The organism is Saprospiraceae bacterium (assembly GCA_016712145.1).
Classification (GTDB): domain Bacteria; phylum Bacteroidota; class Bacteroidia; order Chitinophagales; family Saprospiraceae; genus Vicinibacter.
In genome coordinates this window covers 2,573,288-2,590,398 of the sequence record JADJRO010000001.1, presented here as the reverse complement: position 1 = coordinate 2,590,398, position 17,111 = coordinate 2,573,288, and the positions used below count along the sequence as shown (strand labels likewise).

The following is a 17,111-nucleotide window of genomic DNA, read 5'->3' as shown; positions in this document are numbered from 1 at the left end:
TTAATTCTTAATTCTTAATTACAATATGTGTGGTTTAACCGGTATCTATAATCTAAATGAATCCGCAGTATCGGAAGAACTGCTTAAAAAAATGTCTCATCAGCTGGCACATCGGGGTCCGGATGGAGAAGGGATTTTTTGTGAACAAAATATAGGATTAGGGCATCAACGACTATCCATTTTGGATTTAAGTGAGAATGGAAAACAACCCATGTTTTCCAATAATAAAAATTGGATTGTAGTATTTAATGGATGCATTTACAATTATCAAAAATTAAAAATCGATTTACAGGCAAAGGGGCATCATTTTAAAAGTACCTGCGATACAGAAGTTATCTGTGAAGGACTGGCAGCGGAGGGTCCTGATTTTTTCAAGAAGATGGATGGTATGTTTGCCATAGCAGCCTGGAATCGAGAAACAAAACAATTATGGCTTTCTAGAGATCGGTTTGGTGTAAAGCCTTTATATTATTTTCAAAAGGAGGGTGTTTTTCTGTTTGCTTCCGAAATTAAAGCCTTCTTTGTTCATCCGGTTTTTAAGTCTGAACTTGATCAGGAATCACTCAATGAATATTTTACTTTTCAAAATTTATTTAGTTATAAAACACTGTTTAAGGGAGTACACATGCTCCCTCCTGCAAATACGGTGTGCGTTGAAATTCACAAAGAGCTTCAACACAATTCATGGTGGGATTATAATTATACAGCACCCGATGAAAGCATTAGTTTAAACGATGCCGTTGAAGAAACAAAACGCTTGTTGGATTTAGCCGTACAGAAACAAATGATTGCCGATGTACCGGTAGGATCCTATTTAAGCGGTGGGATGGATAGCGGTTCGCTGAGTGTATTGGCGAGTCATAAAGTAGATCGCCTTTATACATTTACAGCAGGATTTGAGATGAGTGAGGTGCATGGAAATGAAATGGGTTTTGATGAACGCACCGACGCAGAAATTACTGCAAATTTCATCAAGTCTGAACATTACGAACAAGTGCTGAATGCAGGTGATATAAAATGGAGTTTACCGAAAGTGGTCTGGCATTTAGAAGATTTGAAAGTGGGCATGAGCTATTCCAATTATTACATCAGCCGACTTGCTTCAAAATTTGTAAAAGTCTGCTTGCAGGGAACCGGAGGCGATGAAATTTTTGGTGGATATCCCTGGCGATATTATCGCGTATTTAAATCATTGGATCGAAAAGAATTTTTTGAAAATTATTACGGATTTTGGCAACGTTTGGTGACAGATGAACAAAAATCAAAATTGTTTCATCCACATATTTCCAAGAACTTTGACATGAATTTACCACGTCAGGTTTTTGAAAAAGTCTTTCTGTTTAATCCAAAACTAAAATACAATACTCCGGAAGAACACATTCAAAACAGTTTGTATTTTGAGAGTAAAACATTTTTACCTGGACTGTTATTGGTCGGTGATAAACTGGCAATGGCCAATGGTTTGGAAGAACGTTTTCCATTTTTAGATAATGACCTGGTTGAATTTGCACAAAAAATACCCATCCGGTATAAACTTGCAAATTTGGAAGCCATGAAAAAATTGGATGAAAACACTGCCGGTAATAAACGGGTTTTATATGGAGATTATTACGATGGTAAAAATGTATTGCGTCAGGCTATGAAAGATATTCTACCTGAACGAATCATTAATCGTAAAAAACAAGGATTTAGTTCGCCAGATGAGTCCTGGTACCGCGGTGAAAACGCTGCCTACGTAAAGGAATTACTATTGGGTAAAAATATTGCCTGCCATGAATTTATCGAACCTTCATTTATACAAAACATAATCCACGAACATTGCGATCAACGCATCAATCACCGCTTATTGATTTGGAGTTTACTGTGCTTTGAATGGTGGTGCAGACTGTTTTTGAAAGGAGAAAGTTTAAAATAAGATAGCTAACACGTCTTGTTAAATTGAATTTTTATACTGCTTGCAAACTGCTCTTATAATCTTTATAAATATAATAAGACCAGATTAAACCCAATAATTGAATTCCTGAAAAACTTATATAATTTATCCAGTTCGTAGATTGATAAGTTCCAGAAATAATATTTACATACATAATAAAAAATGGTATGCAAATTAGAACGGCCAACATTCTTGTCCAAAAAGGAAATAATTTACACAGACTGACCAATAATGCAGCGGGAATCATTGGAATTAATAAGGTGGCCATTTTATCTGCATTCAATTGGGTAAAAGAAAACGAACCAAATGAAATTCCATAAACGATACCCAGCATGTTAAAACTTGCTGCCGATAAATGAAATCCCTTTGCACCTACATATCGACTTGCCAAAATGGATGCAGTGATCCCTCCGGTATCTCCAATTTGCCATAACAAGATCTGCAAATAAGAATTTGTTTCAAAACAAGCACCTACAAATCCTAAAATAAAATTTATGAGGTATCCGATAATTATAATTAGTACCAATAACTGCATGTCTCTTTTCTGATTCATATGGAAGCGATCTAAAGTTTATTACGTTTAAAAAATGCTTGACCAATATCATATACACTAATATTGAATATGTTATGATCCCATTGCAAAATTCTAATCCTCAATACAAATTTGGCATTTATTCTTTAATTTCTTAAATTTGTTAGCTTTTGGGTATTGCTCAAGGTATAATTGCCTATTACAAATGCGGAATGTCTATATATTACTATTCCTCTTAGTTGGATATAAGTCTTTTTCTCAGCTTCCCAATGGGAGTATTGCGCCAGACTTTACAGTAACTGACCTTAACGGACAAAGCTATAACCTGTATTCTAAAATGGGTTCAAATAAAGCAGCTTGCCTTCATTTTGCTGCTACCTGGTGTGCCTATTGCTGGGGAGTTCATCAAGACCACATTTATGCGGATCTTTACAACAATTTTCCTTCAGAAGTTACGGTCTTGTTCCTGGAGGCTGATTTTGCAACCAACACGCCTTGCTTGTATGGTCCTAACAATTGCAATAAATCTACACAAGGAAATTGGGTGGAGGGTTCTCCATTCCAAATGTGCGATTTGTCTGCAAGCAATGGACCCAATGTAAAAGATAATTTTGGAGTTACATATTATCCTACACTTTTTGCTATTTCCCCTGATAAGAGAATCTGGGAAGTAAAAACCAGAACCTACGATTCATTTGTGAGTTGGTTGACTAAGAGTTTTAAATTAAGTGCAACGGCTACTGTATCCCATTGTAATTGTGGAGACAATGGAAAAATAGAACTAGACGTAAAAGAAGGGTATGGAAATCTCAGTTATAAATGGAGCAATGGAGCCACCACTAAAGATTTAAACTTAATAGCTGCAGGCACTTATTCTGTTACCATTTCTGATGAAAATACCTTCTTTAAAAAATTTGGTCCCTGGACGATTAATGCTGCACCAAAAAAAGTTGATGTCACAAAATTGGAAATTTCACATGTGCAATGTTTCAATGAATTAAATGGTAAAATTGATTTGGATGTTTCTTACGGAACTCCCCCTTATCAATACAATTGGTCAAATGGAAGCAGTACAGAAGATTTGAATTCATTAAAAGCAGGTATTTATAACTTAACCATTACAGACATCGTAGGATGCAGCCGAACAAAATCATATACGGTCCAACAGCCCAATGATCTGTTTTTGAGTACATCCGGGACTAAGGATGAATGCGAACAACATAATGGTAGCATTTTGGCAAAAGCCAATGGAGGAGTCGCTCCGTATGTTTATGATATTGGAAATGGCCCTCAGACTGTTTCCCTTTTTTCCAATTTATCCGGAGCAAAAGATTATACTGTCACCGTTACAGATAACAATGCCTGTACTGAAATTTCAAAAGTAAGTATTGAACAAACTAAAAAACCAAAAGCAGAAGCAGGAGATTCAATTGCTTTAGATTGCAAACAAGATTCGTTAGCACTTAATGCCAATGCATCCAGTAGAGGAGTAAACTTTAACTACTTGTGGACCAATGCAGACAACAAACCAATTCGAAATAAAGAATCCTTAATACCCTATATTTTTGAACCCGGTATTTATAATTTAAAAGTACTTGATCTGATTAATGGCTGCATCGCAGAAGATTCTGTTTACATTCTCAATAATAGAATATACCCTGATATTTCCGTAAAAGGTGATTTGGTTCTAAATTGTAAAACAATTTCTATCGAATTATCTGGTATGAGTCGTTCTGATTCCATCCGTATACATTGGAATAAACTTGAAGACAGTTTATTTTATGAAAACAAACCAAGGATTTCAGTTTCATCTCCCGGAACTTATATTTTTAATGTACTGGACACAACGAATTCATGTTTTAGCAGAGATACCTTAAGCATTATTTCTGACCAGAAAATTCCAGAAGTTATTACTGAATTAAAACAAGATCTAAGCTGCAAAATATTGGAAACCACCATAGATGCTGGGGCATCTTCTCAAGGTCCTGAATTTGAGTTTGTTTGGATTACAGCTGATGGAAATATTCTACGTGGTGAAAATACCCTACAACCCCTTATTAATAAAGCTGGCAATTACTTGCTTCAAATAAAAAATACACGCAACTTTTGTTCGAACGAAAAATCTACAACAGTACATCAAAAGTCAATACCAATTGCTGGATTTTCACAATCCATTCTGGATCATACCGTGTTTTTTATAAATGAATCTTCCGGATTTCCAGATACATACAAATGGACTTTTGGCGATGGAAGTGTTTCAGATATTCAGAATCCCATTCATGTATATCCGGACTATGGTGAATATACCGTTTGCCTGGAGATTGAAAATGATTGTGGTTCAAATCGTTTCTGTAGAAAAATCAATCTCGGTGTTTCAGGGCTATTGACAATTCGTTCATTTGATATTCAGAACATTAAATGCTATGGCGACTCAACGGGATCTATTTCAATTTCAATGGAGGGTGGTTCGCCTCCTTATAATTATCTCTGGAACACATTCCAAACTACGAAGGATTTAACGAATGTACCTGCCGGAACTTATTCTGTAAAAATTACAGACCAGTTGAATAATACGGTTGAAAAAGAATTTATTATTCACCAGGCAGAAGAATTAAAAATAGATAAAATTGAAATTACACACGCAACATCCGGTCAGGCTACTGGAAGTATCCATCTTGAACTAACTGGTGGTACAGCACCATTTCAATATAACTGGTCTAACGGAATGCTTGGAAATCCAATCAGTCTTTTGGATCCTGGAGAATACATCACAACAATCACCGATGCAAATGCATGTGTTAAACAAATTGGACCCTTTGTAATTAAAGAACTTACTGCATTAAACTACACAGATGAAATTAAACAATTTAGCTGTACACCTAATCCGGCAAATGGAAAAGGATTCATACATCTTGATTTAAAAAACGAACAATATCTTCAACTCAATTTATTGAACTTGTTTGGACAAAGTATATGGAATAGAAAACTTACTGCTAAACATCTTACAATAGAACTGGAAACGGCTGATTTACCAAAAGGCATTTATTTTGTTGAATTACATCTTGCGCAAACTAAAAAAACAATAAAATGGCTTTTGCTATAACTAAATTAAAATATTTATTTCTTGGTTTATTGATAAGTTGGATTTCAGGATTTGGCTTAAACGCACAACTCAACAACGGATCAGTTGCTGCAGATTTTAGTTTAACCGATGTCCATAATAATAGCTATAATTTATATTCAAAAATGGGTTCCAACAAATCAGCTGTAGTTGAATTTGGTGTAACCTGGTGTCACTATTGCTGGGATTTTCATCAAAGCCATGTAATGCGTGACATCTATAACAATTATGCTTCCGAAACCACCGTCATTTTTATGGAAGCTGATTATGCCACCAATACAGAATGCTTATTTGGTCCTGCAAATTGTAATTACTTGTCTCAAGGAGATTTTGTAACAGGCATGCCTTATACCATTGCCAATTTAAGTCCGACAAATGGTTCCAATGTGATTGCAGATTACAATGTGATTTATTATCCCTTACTCTATACCATTTCACCGGATAAAAGAGTTTGGGAAATAAAAACACAAACCTATCTCGAAGTAGAGAATTGGATTCGATATAGTTTTAAATTAAATGCTACCGCAAATCTTACGCATTGTTTTTGTGGATTTAATGGAAAAATTAACCTAAACACGATCGGTGGTTTTGGGAATCTTAAATTTAACTGGAGCAATGGACAAACAAGTCGCAATTTGGAAGATTTAGGTCCTGGCAGCTATCAAGTTACCATTACTGACGATAACGGTTATTATAAAAATTTTGGTCCCTGGATCATCATTGCTCCACCAAAAATGCTTGAAATTTCTAGTAATAAATTAAATCATGTTAAATGTTATGGTGACAATACAGGATCTATTGAAATACAATCCAGATATGGTGTTGCACCCTATTCATATTCCTGGTCAAATGGAAATTCCACTTCAAAAATAGATCAATTAAGTGCAGGTCCCTATAAAGTGACTGTGACGGATCATGTGGGTTGTAGTGTTACCGGTTTTTATGTAATAAATCAAACTTCCGCTATAAATTTCTCGGCAATAACAACTCCCGACATTTGTGAAACAACAACCGGCAGCATTCAATTGCTTGCACAAGGAGGAACGCCTCCCTATAAATACGATATCGGGAATGGATATCAAAATAAAGCACTGTTTCAAAATCTAATTGGTGGAAAAACGTATCCAGTTCAACTTTTAGATGTCAATAATTGCAGAGATTCTCTAAAAACATATGTCCCACAAACGATTAAACCGATTTTAAATATTATCGGAGATTCAATTCTTAATTGTAAAATTAAAAATTCAAAACTTCAAAGTAAAGGACTTGCAACAAGCGTAAAATACAATTGGAAAAATTTAGAGGATTCTGCTTTTCATTCCAAGGATAGTTTTATTCTGGTTGCAAAAAGTGGACACTATATTTTATCAGTTAAGGATACCCTTACTTCCTGTATAAATGAAGACAGTTTTCAGTTAAGTGTAGATCAAGTAATTCCAAGCATCACAATTCAAAATCCAGATACTTTGAGTTGTTTTATAACACAGACCCAGCTGGATGCTTCTGCTTCATCAACTGGGGCAAATTTTTTGTATCGATGGAGCACAACAAATGGTCTGATTAATGGTCCGTTAGATAGTTTGTTAGTCAGGGTTTCAAAAGCTGGAAATTATGAGTTGGAAATTACCAATAGTGTTAATCATTGCACCAATAAAGCGGGCATCAAGCTTCTTGAAAAAACAAAACCAATTGCTGATTTTATATCTAAAACAGACAATCTTGAAATCGAGTTAATTAATACATCTTCTGGATTACCAGATCAATTTTATTGGGATTTTGAGGACGGTCATCATTCTTTTGAACCAAATCCCAAACACAGCTATCAAAATTATGGAGAATACAATATCTGCCTTAAAGTTGAAAATGAATGTGGCAACAATACGATCTGTACACCCGTATTTATTTTTAAACCCGGCATCTTATCAATAGCATCTAGCGAGTTAAAGCATGTAAGGTGTTATGGAGAAGCTACTGGCTCCATACAAATTAAAACCGAAGGAGGCCAGCCTCCCTATCGTTACCTGTGGAACAATCAGGATACTACCAGCACCGTCAAACAATTAACAGCAGGCAACTATCAAGTAAACATTACAGACCAATTACATAATACAATTGAACAGGAATTTACCATTTTACAACCATATGAAATCGTTTTAGATCAAGCTGTAATAAGTCCAGCAAGCTCAGGATTAAATAATGGAAAAATAGAACTGGTTAATTCTGGAGGCATAAATCCCTATCAGTACAATTGGTCGAATGGAATGACATCCAATCCCATTGAATTGATAAGCGCAGGGACCTATTATGTGGAAGTGACGGATGCAAATTTATGCGTGAAAGAATTTGGACCTTTTGTTGTTAAAGAAGTGACTGCTTTAGATGAAAATTATGGGTTTGAATTGATAAAACTCGTAGCAAATCCATATGAGAAACTAATTTATATAGAACTGCAATCAAAAACCAATGAAAACCTTACTATTTCAATTAAGGATGTATATAACCATAGTTGTCTGCTAAAGCAATTTACTGAAAAACAAATTCAATCAAAGCTGGATGTCCGGAATTTACCTGCTGGTATCTATTTTATTTGCATTCAATCAGGGAACCAACAAAAAGTTATTAAATTTCTTTGGTATTAAGCCACAGCTTACAATTTTTAATCTAATGATTCGTTAAAAGCCCATGAAGTTCCCTGTCATTTTCATACTCACCTTACTGCTTTCGATATCCTGCAAGCAACTGAAAACTGTTGAAAATAAAAATGCGGCTGGCAAGCTGATTGAAAAATACAGTTATAAAGTTATTGAAGGGAAGGAATTAAAAGAAGGCCTTTATGAAAAATACGATGATGATGGCAGGTTGCTTGAATCAGCTACCTACACAAATGGTAAATTAAATGGCATTCGAAAACTATATCGGGAAGGAAAACTGGAAAGCGAAGAAACTCGTGTAGATGATAAATACGAGGGCCCCTTTAAAGCGTATCACCCGAATGGAAGTCTGCAAATTGAAGCAAACTATACCAATGACATCATGGCTGGAGACGTAAAAGTATATTATCCCAGCGGCCAATTAAAAGAAATTGTTAGGTTTGCAGATAATGTGGAAGATGGACCGTTTGTGGAATACCATGAGAATGGAAAATTAAAAGCAGAAGGCAATTATAAACAATCTGATGGCGCTGTTGAGGATGGTGAATTAAAGCTCTATGATACAACAGGCACTTTAATAAAAATAATGAATTGCGAACTTGGCAAATGTTTTACAAAATGGGCAAAAGATACTACGGCTGTTCAATAGTCTTCTTAATATTCATCCAGTCACTTTGTTCTCAAACAGGCGGCAGGCAGATTTTTCAGTTTCTTAATTTATCTTCCGGAGCACGAATTGCAGCACTTGGAGGAATGCCGATCGCATGGAGAGCAAACGATCCGGGTATTGCTTTTTATAATCCTTCTACGTTAACCAAAGAAATGAGTGGGAAAATTTATTTCGCCCATCAATTTTATTTTGCTGATATTTCAAATGGACATGCAGCTTATTCTTATCATGCAGCTAAACCGGATTTAAATTTTCAACTGGGTGTTCACTACATTAATCATGGGGACTTAAATCGAACCGATGTGTATGGAAATTCCTTAGGATCATTCAAAGCCAAAGAAACTGATTTTTATATTGGGGCATCTAAAATCATAAAGGAACGATTGAGTGTGGGCCTTAATATGCAAATGATCTTTTCAAATTTAGATGTTTACACTTCCAGTGGTTTGGCATTTAATTCAGGAGTCAATTATTTTAATCCTGAAAAAAATTATACGCTGACCTTATTATTTAAAAATGCCGGCTTCCAATTGAGTAAATACAATAACGAATCTGAAAACCTTCCCTTTGAAATTCAATTGGGATTTGCCAAAAAATTAAAACATCTTCCATTGATTTATCACATCAGCCTTCAACATTTGGAAAAATGGAATGTGCGTTATGATGATCCGGATCTCAATGACAATTCCAACTTATTTGGAGATGTTACAAAAGACAAGCCCTTTGAAAAAGCGCTCGGAACGATGTTGAGACATGTTGTGATTGGTGCTGAATTGAATGTCGGCAAAAAGGAAAATTTCTCCTTACGTCTGGGTTACAATCACCTTCGCAAAAGCGACCTTTCTGTAACTGATTATAGAAGCTTCTCAGGACTTTCTGCAGGCTTTGGAATTAAAATCTATAAATTTAAGTTTGACTATTCGTATGCCGTTTACCATTTGGCAGGTGGTACCAGTCAAATTACAATCAGTACAAACCTGAATTCCTTTGTTAAAAAAGAGCTTTAACGCTGGTTCCCTTCAATAATGGGATCGTTTTTCTTTAATTTAAGATGCACATTCTGTATAATGATCCAGCTTTAAACTTCAAATTCTCAAATCCCTTCTTCTAATTTTTATCTTTGCGGACTAATTGTCCATAATGATCTATAAGGAAGTAAAAGGTTTGAATTTGCCGGAAATTGACCGAGAAATCCTGGCGTATTGGCAGGAAAACGACATTTTTAAGAAAAGTATTGAAAACAGGGAAGGTCAGGATTCCTTTGTGTTCTACGAAGGACCACCCTCAGCCAATGGCAAACCTGGTATTCATCACGTGATGTCGCGTGCTGTAAAAGACCTTTTTTGTAGATATCAGACCCTAAAAGGTAAAAAAGTGCATCGAAAAGGTGGCTGGGATACCCACGGTTTACCTATCGAACTCAGTGTAGAAAAAGAACTTGGAATTACTAAAGAAGATATCGGAGTAAAAATCTCCATTGATGATTACAACCATAAATGCCGGGAAACCGTCATGCGTTTTAAAAATGAATGGGATGATGTCACTCGGAAAATGGGATATTGGGTTGATCTGGATCATCCCTACATCACTTTTGAAAACGAATACATTGAATCTGTTTGGTATCTTTTAAAAGAAATCTATAAGAAGGGGTTTTTATACAAAGGCTATACCATTCAACCTTTTTCACCAGCAGCTGGTACCGGACTCAGTTCGCATGAATTAAATCAACCCGGTGCGTATCGTGAAGTCAAAGATGTTTCTGCGGTTGCTTTGTTTAAATTAAAACCTGAATCCTATAATGCGGCTCAACAAGCAGTTCTAAATGTTCCAGGTATTTTAGTTGCAGCCTGGACCACTACGCCATGGACCTTACCCAGTAATACTGCATTGGCAGTAGGAGAAACAATTACTTACACTATTGTCGAATGTCATAATCCATATACACACGAATTAAATAGAATTTTACTTGCAAAGGATCTAGTCTATAAATGGTTTAAACCAGAACATGAAGTATTTGATCAACTACTTCCAGCGAATGAGGATAAAAAAATTCATTTTAAAATTCTCATTTCTGAAATTAAGGGAAAACAATTAGAAGGCATTCGGTATGAAGCATTATTTGATTATGCTATACCAGAAGAAGGAGATGCTTACAAAATTCTATTAGGAGATTTTGTTTCTACTGAAGATGGAACTGGTATCGTTCACATTGCTCCCTCTTTTGGTGCGGATGATATGCGGGTTGCAAAAAAATACAGCATGGGTACCTTAACTTTGGTAGATAAGCAAGGTCGTTTTACAAAAGAAGTGTATGATTTTGCCGGTGAATATGTAAAAGAAGATTATCTCAGTCCGGAAGAAAAAGCCAAAGAAAAAATCCGACTTGGACTTGAAAAATATTTATCGGTTGACGAACGACTCGTTATCAAATTAAAAAAGGAAGGCAAGTTATTCAATTCACAAAAATATCAACACAATTATCCACATTGTTGGCGTACAGACAAACCAATCTTGTATTATCCATTAGACAGTTGGTTTATTCGGGTCACTGCTGTTAAGGATCGCTTGATTGCATTAAACAACACCATAAAGTGGAAGCCCGCAGCAACGGGAACCGGACGTTTTGGAAATTGGTTGGAAAATCTTCAGGATTGGAATCTTTCCCGTTCAAGGTATTGGGGAATCCCATTACCCATTTGGAGAAATGCGGAAAATACAATTGAAAAATGCATCGGATCCTTACAAGAATTACAAGCTGAAATTGAACTGGCAAATAAAGCATTTGGACTAAATCAAATGTTACCAAAAGACATCCATCGACCTTATATCGATGAACTCATTTTATCGAGTCCGGATGGAAAAGAAAAACTAACGCGTGAATTGGATTTAATTGATGTATGGTTTGATTCGGGTTCTATGCCCTATGCTCAAATCCATTATCCGTTTTCAAATAAATCTTTAGACGGTTTGTTTCCTGCTGATTTTATTGCCGAAGGCGTTGACCAAACGCGTGGTTGGTTTTACACCTTGCATGCCATATCAACCATGGTATTTGATAGTGTAGCTTATAAAGCCGTTGTTTCCAATGGACTGGTATTGGACAAGAATGGTGAAAAAATGTCCAAGCGAAAAGGAAATGTAGTAGATCCCTTTTTAACTTTAAATCAATACGGCGCAGATGCAACGCGATGGTATTTAATCAGCAATGCAGATCCTTGGGAAAATTTAAAATTTGATTTGGATGGTATTACGGAAGTTCGCAATAAATTTTTTGGAACGCTTTATAATACCTATTCCTTTTTTGCTATTTATGCCAACATCGATCAGTTTCAATACGATGCATCAAAAGCATTGCCCCTGTCAATTCGCTCAGAAATGGATCAATGGATTATTTCGCGATTACAATCCGTAATCATTTTGTATCGGGAGTATATGGATGATTTCGAACCAACACAAGCAGCACGCGTTATAGAAAGTTTTGTCTCCAACGACCTCTCCAATTGGTTTGTGCGATTATCCCGTCGCCGTTATTGGAAATCTGAATCCTCGGGTGACAAACAAGCTGCATTTGAAACCTTGTACGAATGTCTTTTTAATACATCCATTTTAATTTCATCCCTGGCGCCGTTTTTCTCTGATTGGCTTTATAAAAATTTGATTGCCGGATTTATTGGATCCGTTAAAGCTAAAGAATCTGTTCATCTGACAGACCTACCGAATGCGGACTTATCATTAAAACAACCAGATCTTGAGCGACGCATGGACATCGCTCAACGCATTTGCTCACAGGTTCTTTCTTTACGGAAGGCTCAAAAAATCAGAGTGCGTCAACCTTTAAAACAAATTTTAGTACCGGTATTAGAAGATTCGATGAAATCAGATCTTCAATTGGTAGAAGAAATTATTAAATCAGAAGTAAACGTTAAAGAAGTCAATTACATTTCAGGTGATGCCGGTTTAGTAAAGAAAAAAACAAAGCCCAACTTCAGAACACTGGGTAAAAAACTTGGTAAGCACATGAAAGAAGCGGCAGAGCTTATTCAAAATTTTAATGAAGAAGAGATTTCACAACTGGAAAAAGATTTAAATGTCAAACTCGATATTGACAATCAGCCGTATTTAATTTCAAAAGAAGATGTAGAAATATTATCTGAAGACATTCCAGGATGGCTGGTAAGTCATGATGGTGAATTGACCGTAGCACTAGATATCAATTTAAGTGACGAATTAATTTCTGAAGGCAATGCAAGGGAGTTGATCAATCGGATACAGAATTTACGAAAAGATAAAAATTTTAATGTCACTGATAAAATTGAAATCAAACTTCAAGAACATAAAGACATTATAAACTCTTTGAACTTATTTAAAGAATTAATAAGCAGTGAAGTGCTTGCAAACGCTATTGAAATCTCTAATGAACAATTTATTGAACATTTTGATTGGTTGGAGGATGAGAAAATAGGATATCAAATTCATGTAATTGCAATCTAATAAAAGTAACATTTAATTGAGCACGAACTCTCGCCATAAAGCAGCAAATGTTCTCTTTGAGGTATCTTTACATAGATGCAAAACCAATTAATTTTTAATAACTACGAATGATCTGACTGGAGTGCGCAAATTGGAGGTCAAAATTTGGCTTATAAGGTTTGACCAATTTAACTTCACACTGGAATCATTTAATTTATCTAGAATTAGCTACCTGATATAATTGCACCTTGGTTTTTATATTATAAAGCATTCGTGCTTTTCGTCTAATATTTCAAATGGACTTTTTAATCATACTTTATTCTTCCACCGCTCCAAATTTGGAATACCTTTCGTAAATAATCTCGCTATAAATCCGGGAAAACCCATTTCTTTTAATTTACCGGTTGCAAATTCCTGCATTTGAGTTGCAGTCCAATCCGCTTGTTTAAATTTCCCATTTTCATAACAATACGCACAGTATTTTGTGCTGATACTTTTATCTGCATTGCTTCCACCTCCATTGGGTGATTTTTTTAATGGCATTCCACAACTCTGACAGTTTTTATACGTTTGATCCATTTTAATAAAGTTTACTCAATTTAATATACCAAATATAATACGTTTTGAATTGCCGTGCACCGATTCACTATTGTTTCTCCTTGTTCAAAAAAGAATTACATAGGACTATCCAAATTAAATATTTCAACAGGATGTCTTAAACTTCAGATTAAAAAGTGGCTGAATTAAAAGCTGGTTCCTTGCAATATAAGGTTCTTCATTAGATTCTGTTCCACCGAATTCCTGATATAAAAATTCACTTTCTATTTCCATAAAAACACTACGCAGCTAAGTTTTTACTATTTTAGACTTTTTGTCAGAAATTAAATCAAATTATAAGTCATTTCGACCGAAATTCTGCTAAATTGGCATTTATTCAGCTTTGGAAAAGGATTTGATGTATACCTATTAATTAAATAAATTATGACATACGAAAATTTTACAATAAAAGCCCAAGATGCCATTCTTAAAGCACAGCAAATCGCTGCAGGTTTAGATCAACAGGTAGTTGATAGTTCGCATCTGGCAAAAGCCATCATCGAAACAGATGAAAAACTGGTTGAATTTATGATTGGCAAATTGGGAGCCAACCTTCAAAAAATCAAATTTGAACTGGATACTGAAATTCGAAAAATTCCAAGAGTTCAAAATGCAGAAAAACAATATTTATCCAGTGAAGCCAATGCGATTTTATTAAATGCAAAAAACATCAGCAAGGAATTTGGAGATGAATACATTTCATTGGACTCCATGTTATTGGCGATTTTAAAATCCAACGATGCGGCATCCAAAATTCTAAAAAACAATCAAATAAATTACGATGCACTCAAAGCTGCAGTCCTTGAATTGCGAAAAGGAAAAAATATCAAAGACAGTGGCGGCGATGAATCATTCAACGCCTTAAATAAATATGCTTTCAATTTTAATGCAGCAGCAGAAAGCGGAAAACTCGATCCAATCGTCGGACGGGATGAAGAGATTCGTAGAATCCTGCACATTCTATCAAGGCGGAAGAAAAACAATCCCATTCTAATAGGAGAATCTGGTGTTGGAAAAACAGCCATCGTAGAAGGCATCGCCTGGCGTATAGTTAAAAACGATGTACCGGAAAATTTGCGAACTAAAAAAATATTCTCTTTGGATTTATCTGCATTGATCGCAGGTGCTAAATACAAAGGTGAATTTGAAGAACGGCTCAAGGCCGTTATAAAAGAAGTCAACGAATCCAATGGCAATATCATCTTGTTTATTGATGAAATTCATACACTCATTGGTGCAGGTGGCGGTCAAGGTGCTATGGATGCGGCCAATATTTTAAAGCCAGCTCTTGCCCGGGGTGATTTACATACTATTGGTGCAACAACCCTGGACGAATACCAAAAATATTTTGAAAATGACAAAGCACTTGTCAGACGTTTTCAAACGGTACTCATAGATGAACCCTCCGTTGAAGATACCATTTCAATACTTCGGGGCGTTCAGGATAAATACGAGGTATTTCATAAAATTGCAATTAAGGATGAAGCTTTAATTGCTGCAGCTGAATTATCCCATCGTTACATTTCTGATCGCCAATTACCAGATAAAGCCATTGACCTGATCGATGAAGCCGCTGCCCGTTTGCGTTTGGAATTAGACAGTGTACCGGATGAAATCGATGAAAAAGAACGCAAAGTGCGTCAACTTGAAATCGAACGCGAAGCTGTTAAACGCGAAAAAGATGATAAAAAAGTAAAATTGATCGAAGCTCAATTGGCGAATGCAAAAGAACATCTTGAATCTTTAAAAGCTGCCTGGAAAACTGAAAAAGAAATTGTAGATCATATTCAATCCATAAAAAAGAAAATGGATGAGTTAAATGTTCAGGCTGATAAAGCTGAACGTGAAAGTGATTTTGGCTTAGTTGCAAAATTAAAATATGGAGATCTAAAGGAACAGGAAAAACAATTAAAAGAAGCCGATGATAAATTAAATGCATTACCCGAAGGGAGCCGCTTTACTTCAGATACCGTAACTGCGAATGATATCGCGGTGGTCGTAAGCAAATGGACTGGAATACCGCTTACAAAAATGATGCAGAGTGAGAAAGAAAAATTGCTTCATTTGGAAGATGAGTTGGCAAAACGGGTGATTGGACAAAAAGAAGCAGTTACTGCAGTTGCAGATGCAGTACGTCGCTCCCGTGCTGGATTACAAGATCCAAACCGTCCGATCGGTTCATTTATCTTTTTAGGACCAACCGGGGTTGGAAAAACCGAATTGGCCAAAGCATTGGCTGAAGTAATGTTTGATGATGAAAAAGCAATGACTCGCATCGATATGAGTGAATTTATGGAAGCACATGCCGTTTCCCGCTTGGTCGGCGCGCCACCGGGATATGTTGGGTATGATGAAGGCGGTCAATTGACTGAAGCGGTTCGCGTTAAACCCTATTCCATTATTTTGCTTGATGAAATTGAAAAAGCACATCCGGATACCTTTAATATCTTATTACAAGTATTGGATGACGGTCGACTGACAGACAACAAAGGGCGGGTTGCAAACTTTAAAAATACCATCATCATCATGACCAGTAACATGGGTTCTGATTTGATTTTGGAAAATTTTGAAGACCTCGAATCCTTAGGCGATAAACACCGTTCGGAAATTCTTGAGACAACTAAATTGGAAGTGTTTGAAAAATTGAAAGAAAATCTAAGACCAGAATTTCTAAATAGAATTGATGATAAAATTATGTTTTTACCACTCAATAAAGTAGAAATAAAAACGATCGCAGGAATTCAATTAAAAAGTTTAACCAAAAATCTATTAAACCAGGGTATCACATTTGAAGCAAGCGATAAAGCACTAAGTTTATTGGCTGATTTAGGATATGAGCCACAATTCGGTGCCAGACCACTGAAACGGGTTATCCAAAAAGAAGTTATCAATGAGTTGGCAAAACTATTGCTTTCAGGTGATTTAATACAAGACGGTATCATTCATTTAGATACAGACAATAAGGGCTTCACGTTTAATGGAAAATCTTCCGGTTCAGTCATTGAAATTCCATCCGATCGTCAGAAAAGAATTAATGAATTAACAAAAGCTGCTAAAGAAGTGGAAGATTCAACTAAAAATTTAAAAAATAAATCTTCTGAAAATTAAACTGGTTCAATCAACTATTAAATAGTTAT

General features: G+C 35.7%; 9 protein-coding genes. 7 read left to right on the top strand and 2 right to left on the bottom strand.

Annotated elements, in window-relative coordinates; all coding sequences use genetic code 11:
* Positions 1-25: 25 nt before the first annotated feature.
* A complete protein-coding gene (gene asnB / locus IPK91_10610; protein MBK8297707.1) occupies positions 26-1,915 on the top strand; it encodes an asparagine synthase (glutamine-hydrolyzing) in 1,890 nt (629 codons plus the stop codon).
* 31 nt (positions 1,916-1,946) lie between these two features.
* Here the strand turns inward: asnB and IPK91_10605 are convergent, their stop codons facing one another.
* On the bottom strand, positions 1,947-2,486 hold the full coding sequence (locus IPK91_10605) for a hypothetical protein (GenBank protein MBK8297706.1): 540 nt from the start codon (positions 2,484-2,486) through the stop codon (positions 1,947-1,949).
* 184 nt (positions 2,487-2,670) lie between these two features.
* On the opposite strand from IPK91_10605, the gene IPK91_10600 reads away from it, so the two are divergent.
* The 5 genes from IPK91_10600 to IPK91_10580 all read left to right on the top strand — a co-directional run bounded on the left by IPK91_10600 (position 2,671) and on the right by IPK91_10580 (position 13,398).
* Positions 2,671-5,568 carry a T9SS type A sorting domain-containing protein gene (locus tag IPK91_10600; protein ID MBK8297705.1) on the top strand — a complete coding sequence of 966 codons (2,898 nt, stop codon included), beginning with the start codon at positions 2,671-2,673 and terminating at the stop codon, positions 5,566-5,568.
* Positions 5,553-8,225, top strand: coding sequence for a T9SS type A sorting domain-containing protein (locus tag IPK91_10595; protein MBK8297704.1), 2,673 nt, complete (start codon positions 5,553-5,555; stop codon positions 8,223-8,225). The genes IPK91_10600 and IPK91_10595 overlap by 16 nt, the downstream gene beginning before the upstream one ends.
* 43 nt (positions 8,226-8,268) lie before the next feature.
* Complete coding sequence (locus IPK91_10590; GenBank protein ID MBK8297703.1) at positions 8,269-8,886, top strand: toxin-antitoxin system YwqK family antitoxin; 618 nt, start codon at positions 8,269-8,271, stop codon at positions 8,884-8,886.
* A complete protein-coding gene (gene porQ / locus IPK91_10585; GenBank protein MBK8297702.1) occupies positions 8,856-9,914 on the top strand; it encodes a type IX secretion system protein PorQ in 1,059 nt (352 codons plus the stop codon). Before IPK91_10590 ends, porQ begins: the two co-directional genes overlap by 31 nt.
* Before the next feature lie 136 nt (positions 9,915-10,050).
* The gene (locus IPK91_10580; GenBank protein ID MBK8297701.1) at positions 10,051-13,398 is read left to right on the top strand and encodes an isoleucine--tRNA ligase; all 3,348 of its coding nucleotides are present in this window, start codon (positions 10,051-10,053) and stop codon (positions 13,396-13,398) included.
* A 288-nt stretch (positions 13,399-13,686) separates the two neighbouring features.
* Here IPK91_10580 and IPK91_10575 read toward each other — a convergent pair whose 3' ends face one another.
* The gene (locus IPK91_10575; GenBank protein ID MBK8297700.1) at positions 13,687-13,956 is read right to left on the bottom strand and encodes a zinc ribbon domain-containing protein; all 270 of its coding nucleotides are present in this window, start codon (positions 13,954-13,956) and stop codon (positions 13,687-13,689) included.
* 402 nt (positions 13,957-14,358) lie between these two features.
* On the opposite strand from IPK91_10575, the gene clpB reads away from it, so the two are divergent.
* Entirely contained in the window at positions 14,359-17,082 is a 2,724-nt protein-coding gene (clpB, locus tag IPK91_10570; GenBank protein MBK8297699.1) for an ATP-dependent chaperone ClpB, read from the top strand.
* Positions 17,083-17,111: the final 29 nt, after the last annotated feature.

Bases quoted from the DNA above. Each gene is read 5' to 3' on its own strand.
- IPK91_10575 (MBK8297700.1), bottom strand. From the start codon at position 13,956: ATGGATCAAACGTATAAAAACTGTCAGAGTTGTGGAATGCCATTAAAA.
- porQ (MBK8297702.1), top strand. From the start codon at position 8,856: ATGGGCAAAAGATACTACGGCTGTTCAATAGTCTTCTTAATATTCATC.
- IPK91_10605 (MBK8297706.1), bottom strand. From the start codon at position 2,486: ATGAATCAGAAAAGAGACATGCAGTTATTGGTACTAATTATAATTATC.
- asnB (MBK8297707.1), top strand. From the start codon at position 26: ATGTGTGGTTTAACCGGTATCTATAATCTAAATGAATCCGCAGTATCG.
- clpB (MBK8297699.1), top strand. From the start codon at position 14,359: ATGACATACGAAAATTTTACAATAAAAGCCCAAGATGCCATTCTTAAA.
- IPK91_10590 (MBK8297703.1), top strand. From the start codon at position 8,269: ATGAAGTTCCCTGTCATTTTCATACTCACCTTACTGCTTTCGATATCC.
- IPK91_10600 (MBK8297705.1), top strand. From the start codon at position 2,671: ATGCGGAATGTCTATATATTACTATTCCTCTTAGTTGGATATAAGTCT.
- IPK91_10595 (MBK8297704.1), top strand. From the start codon at position 5,553: ATGGCTTTTGCTATAACTAAATTAAAATATTTATTTCTTGGTTTATTG.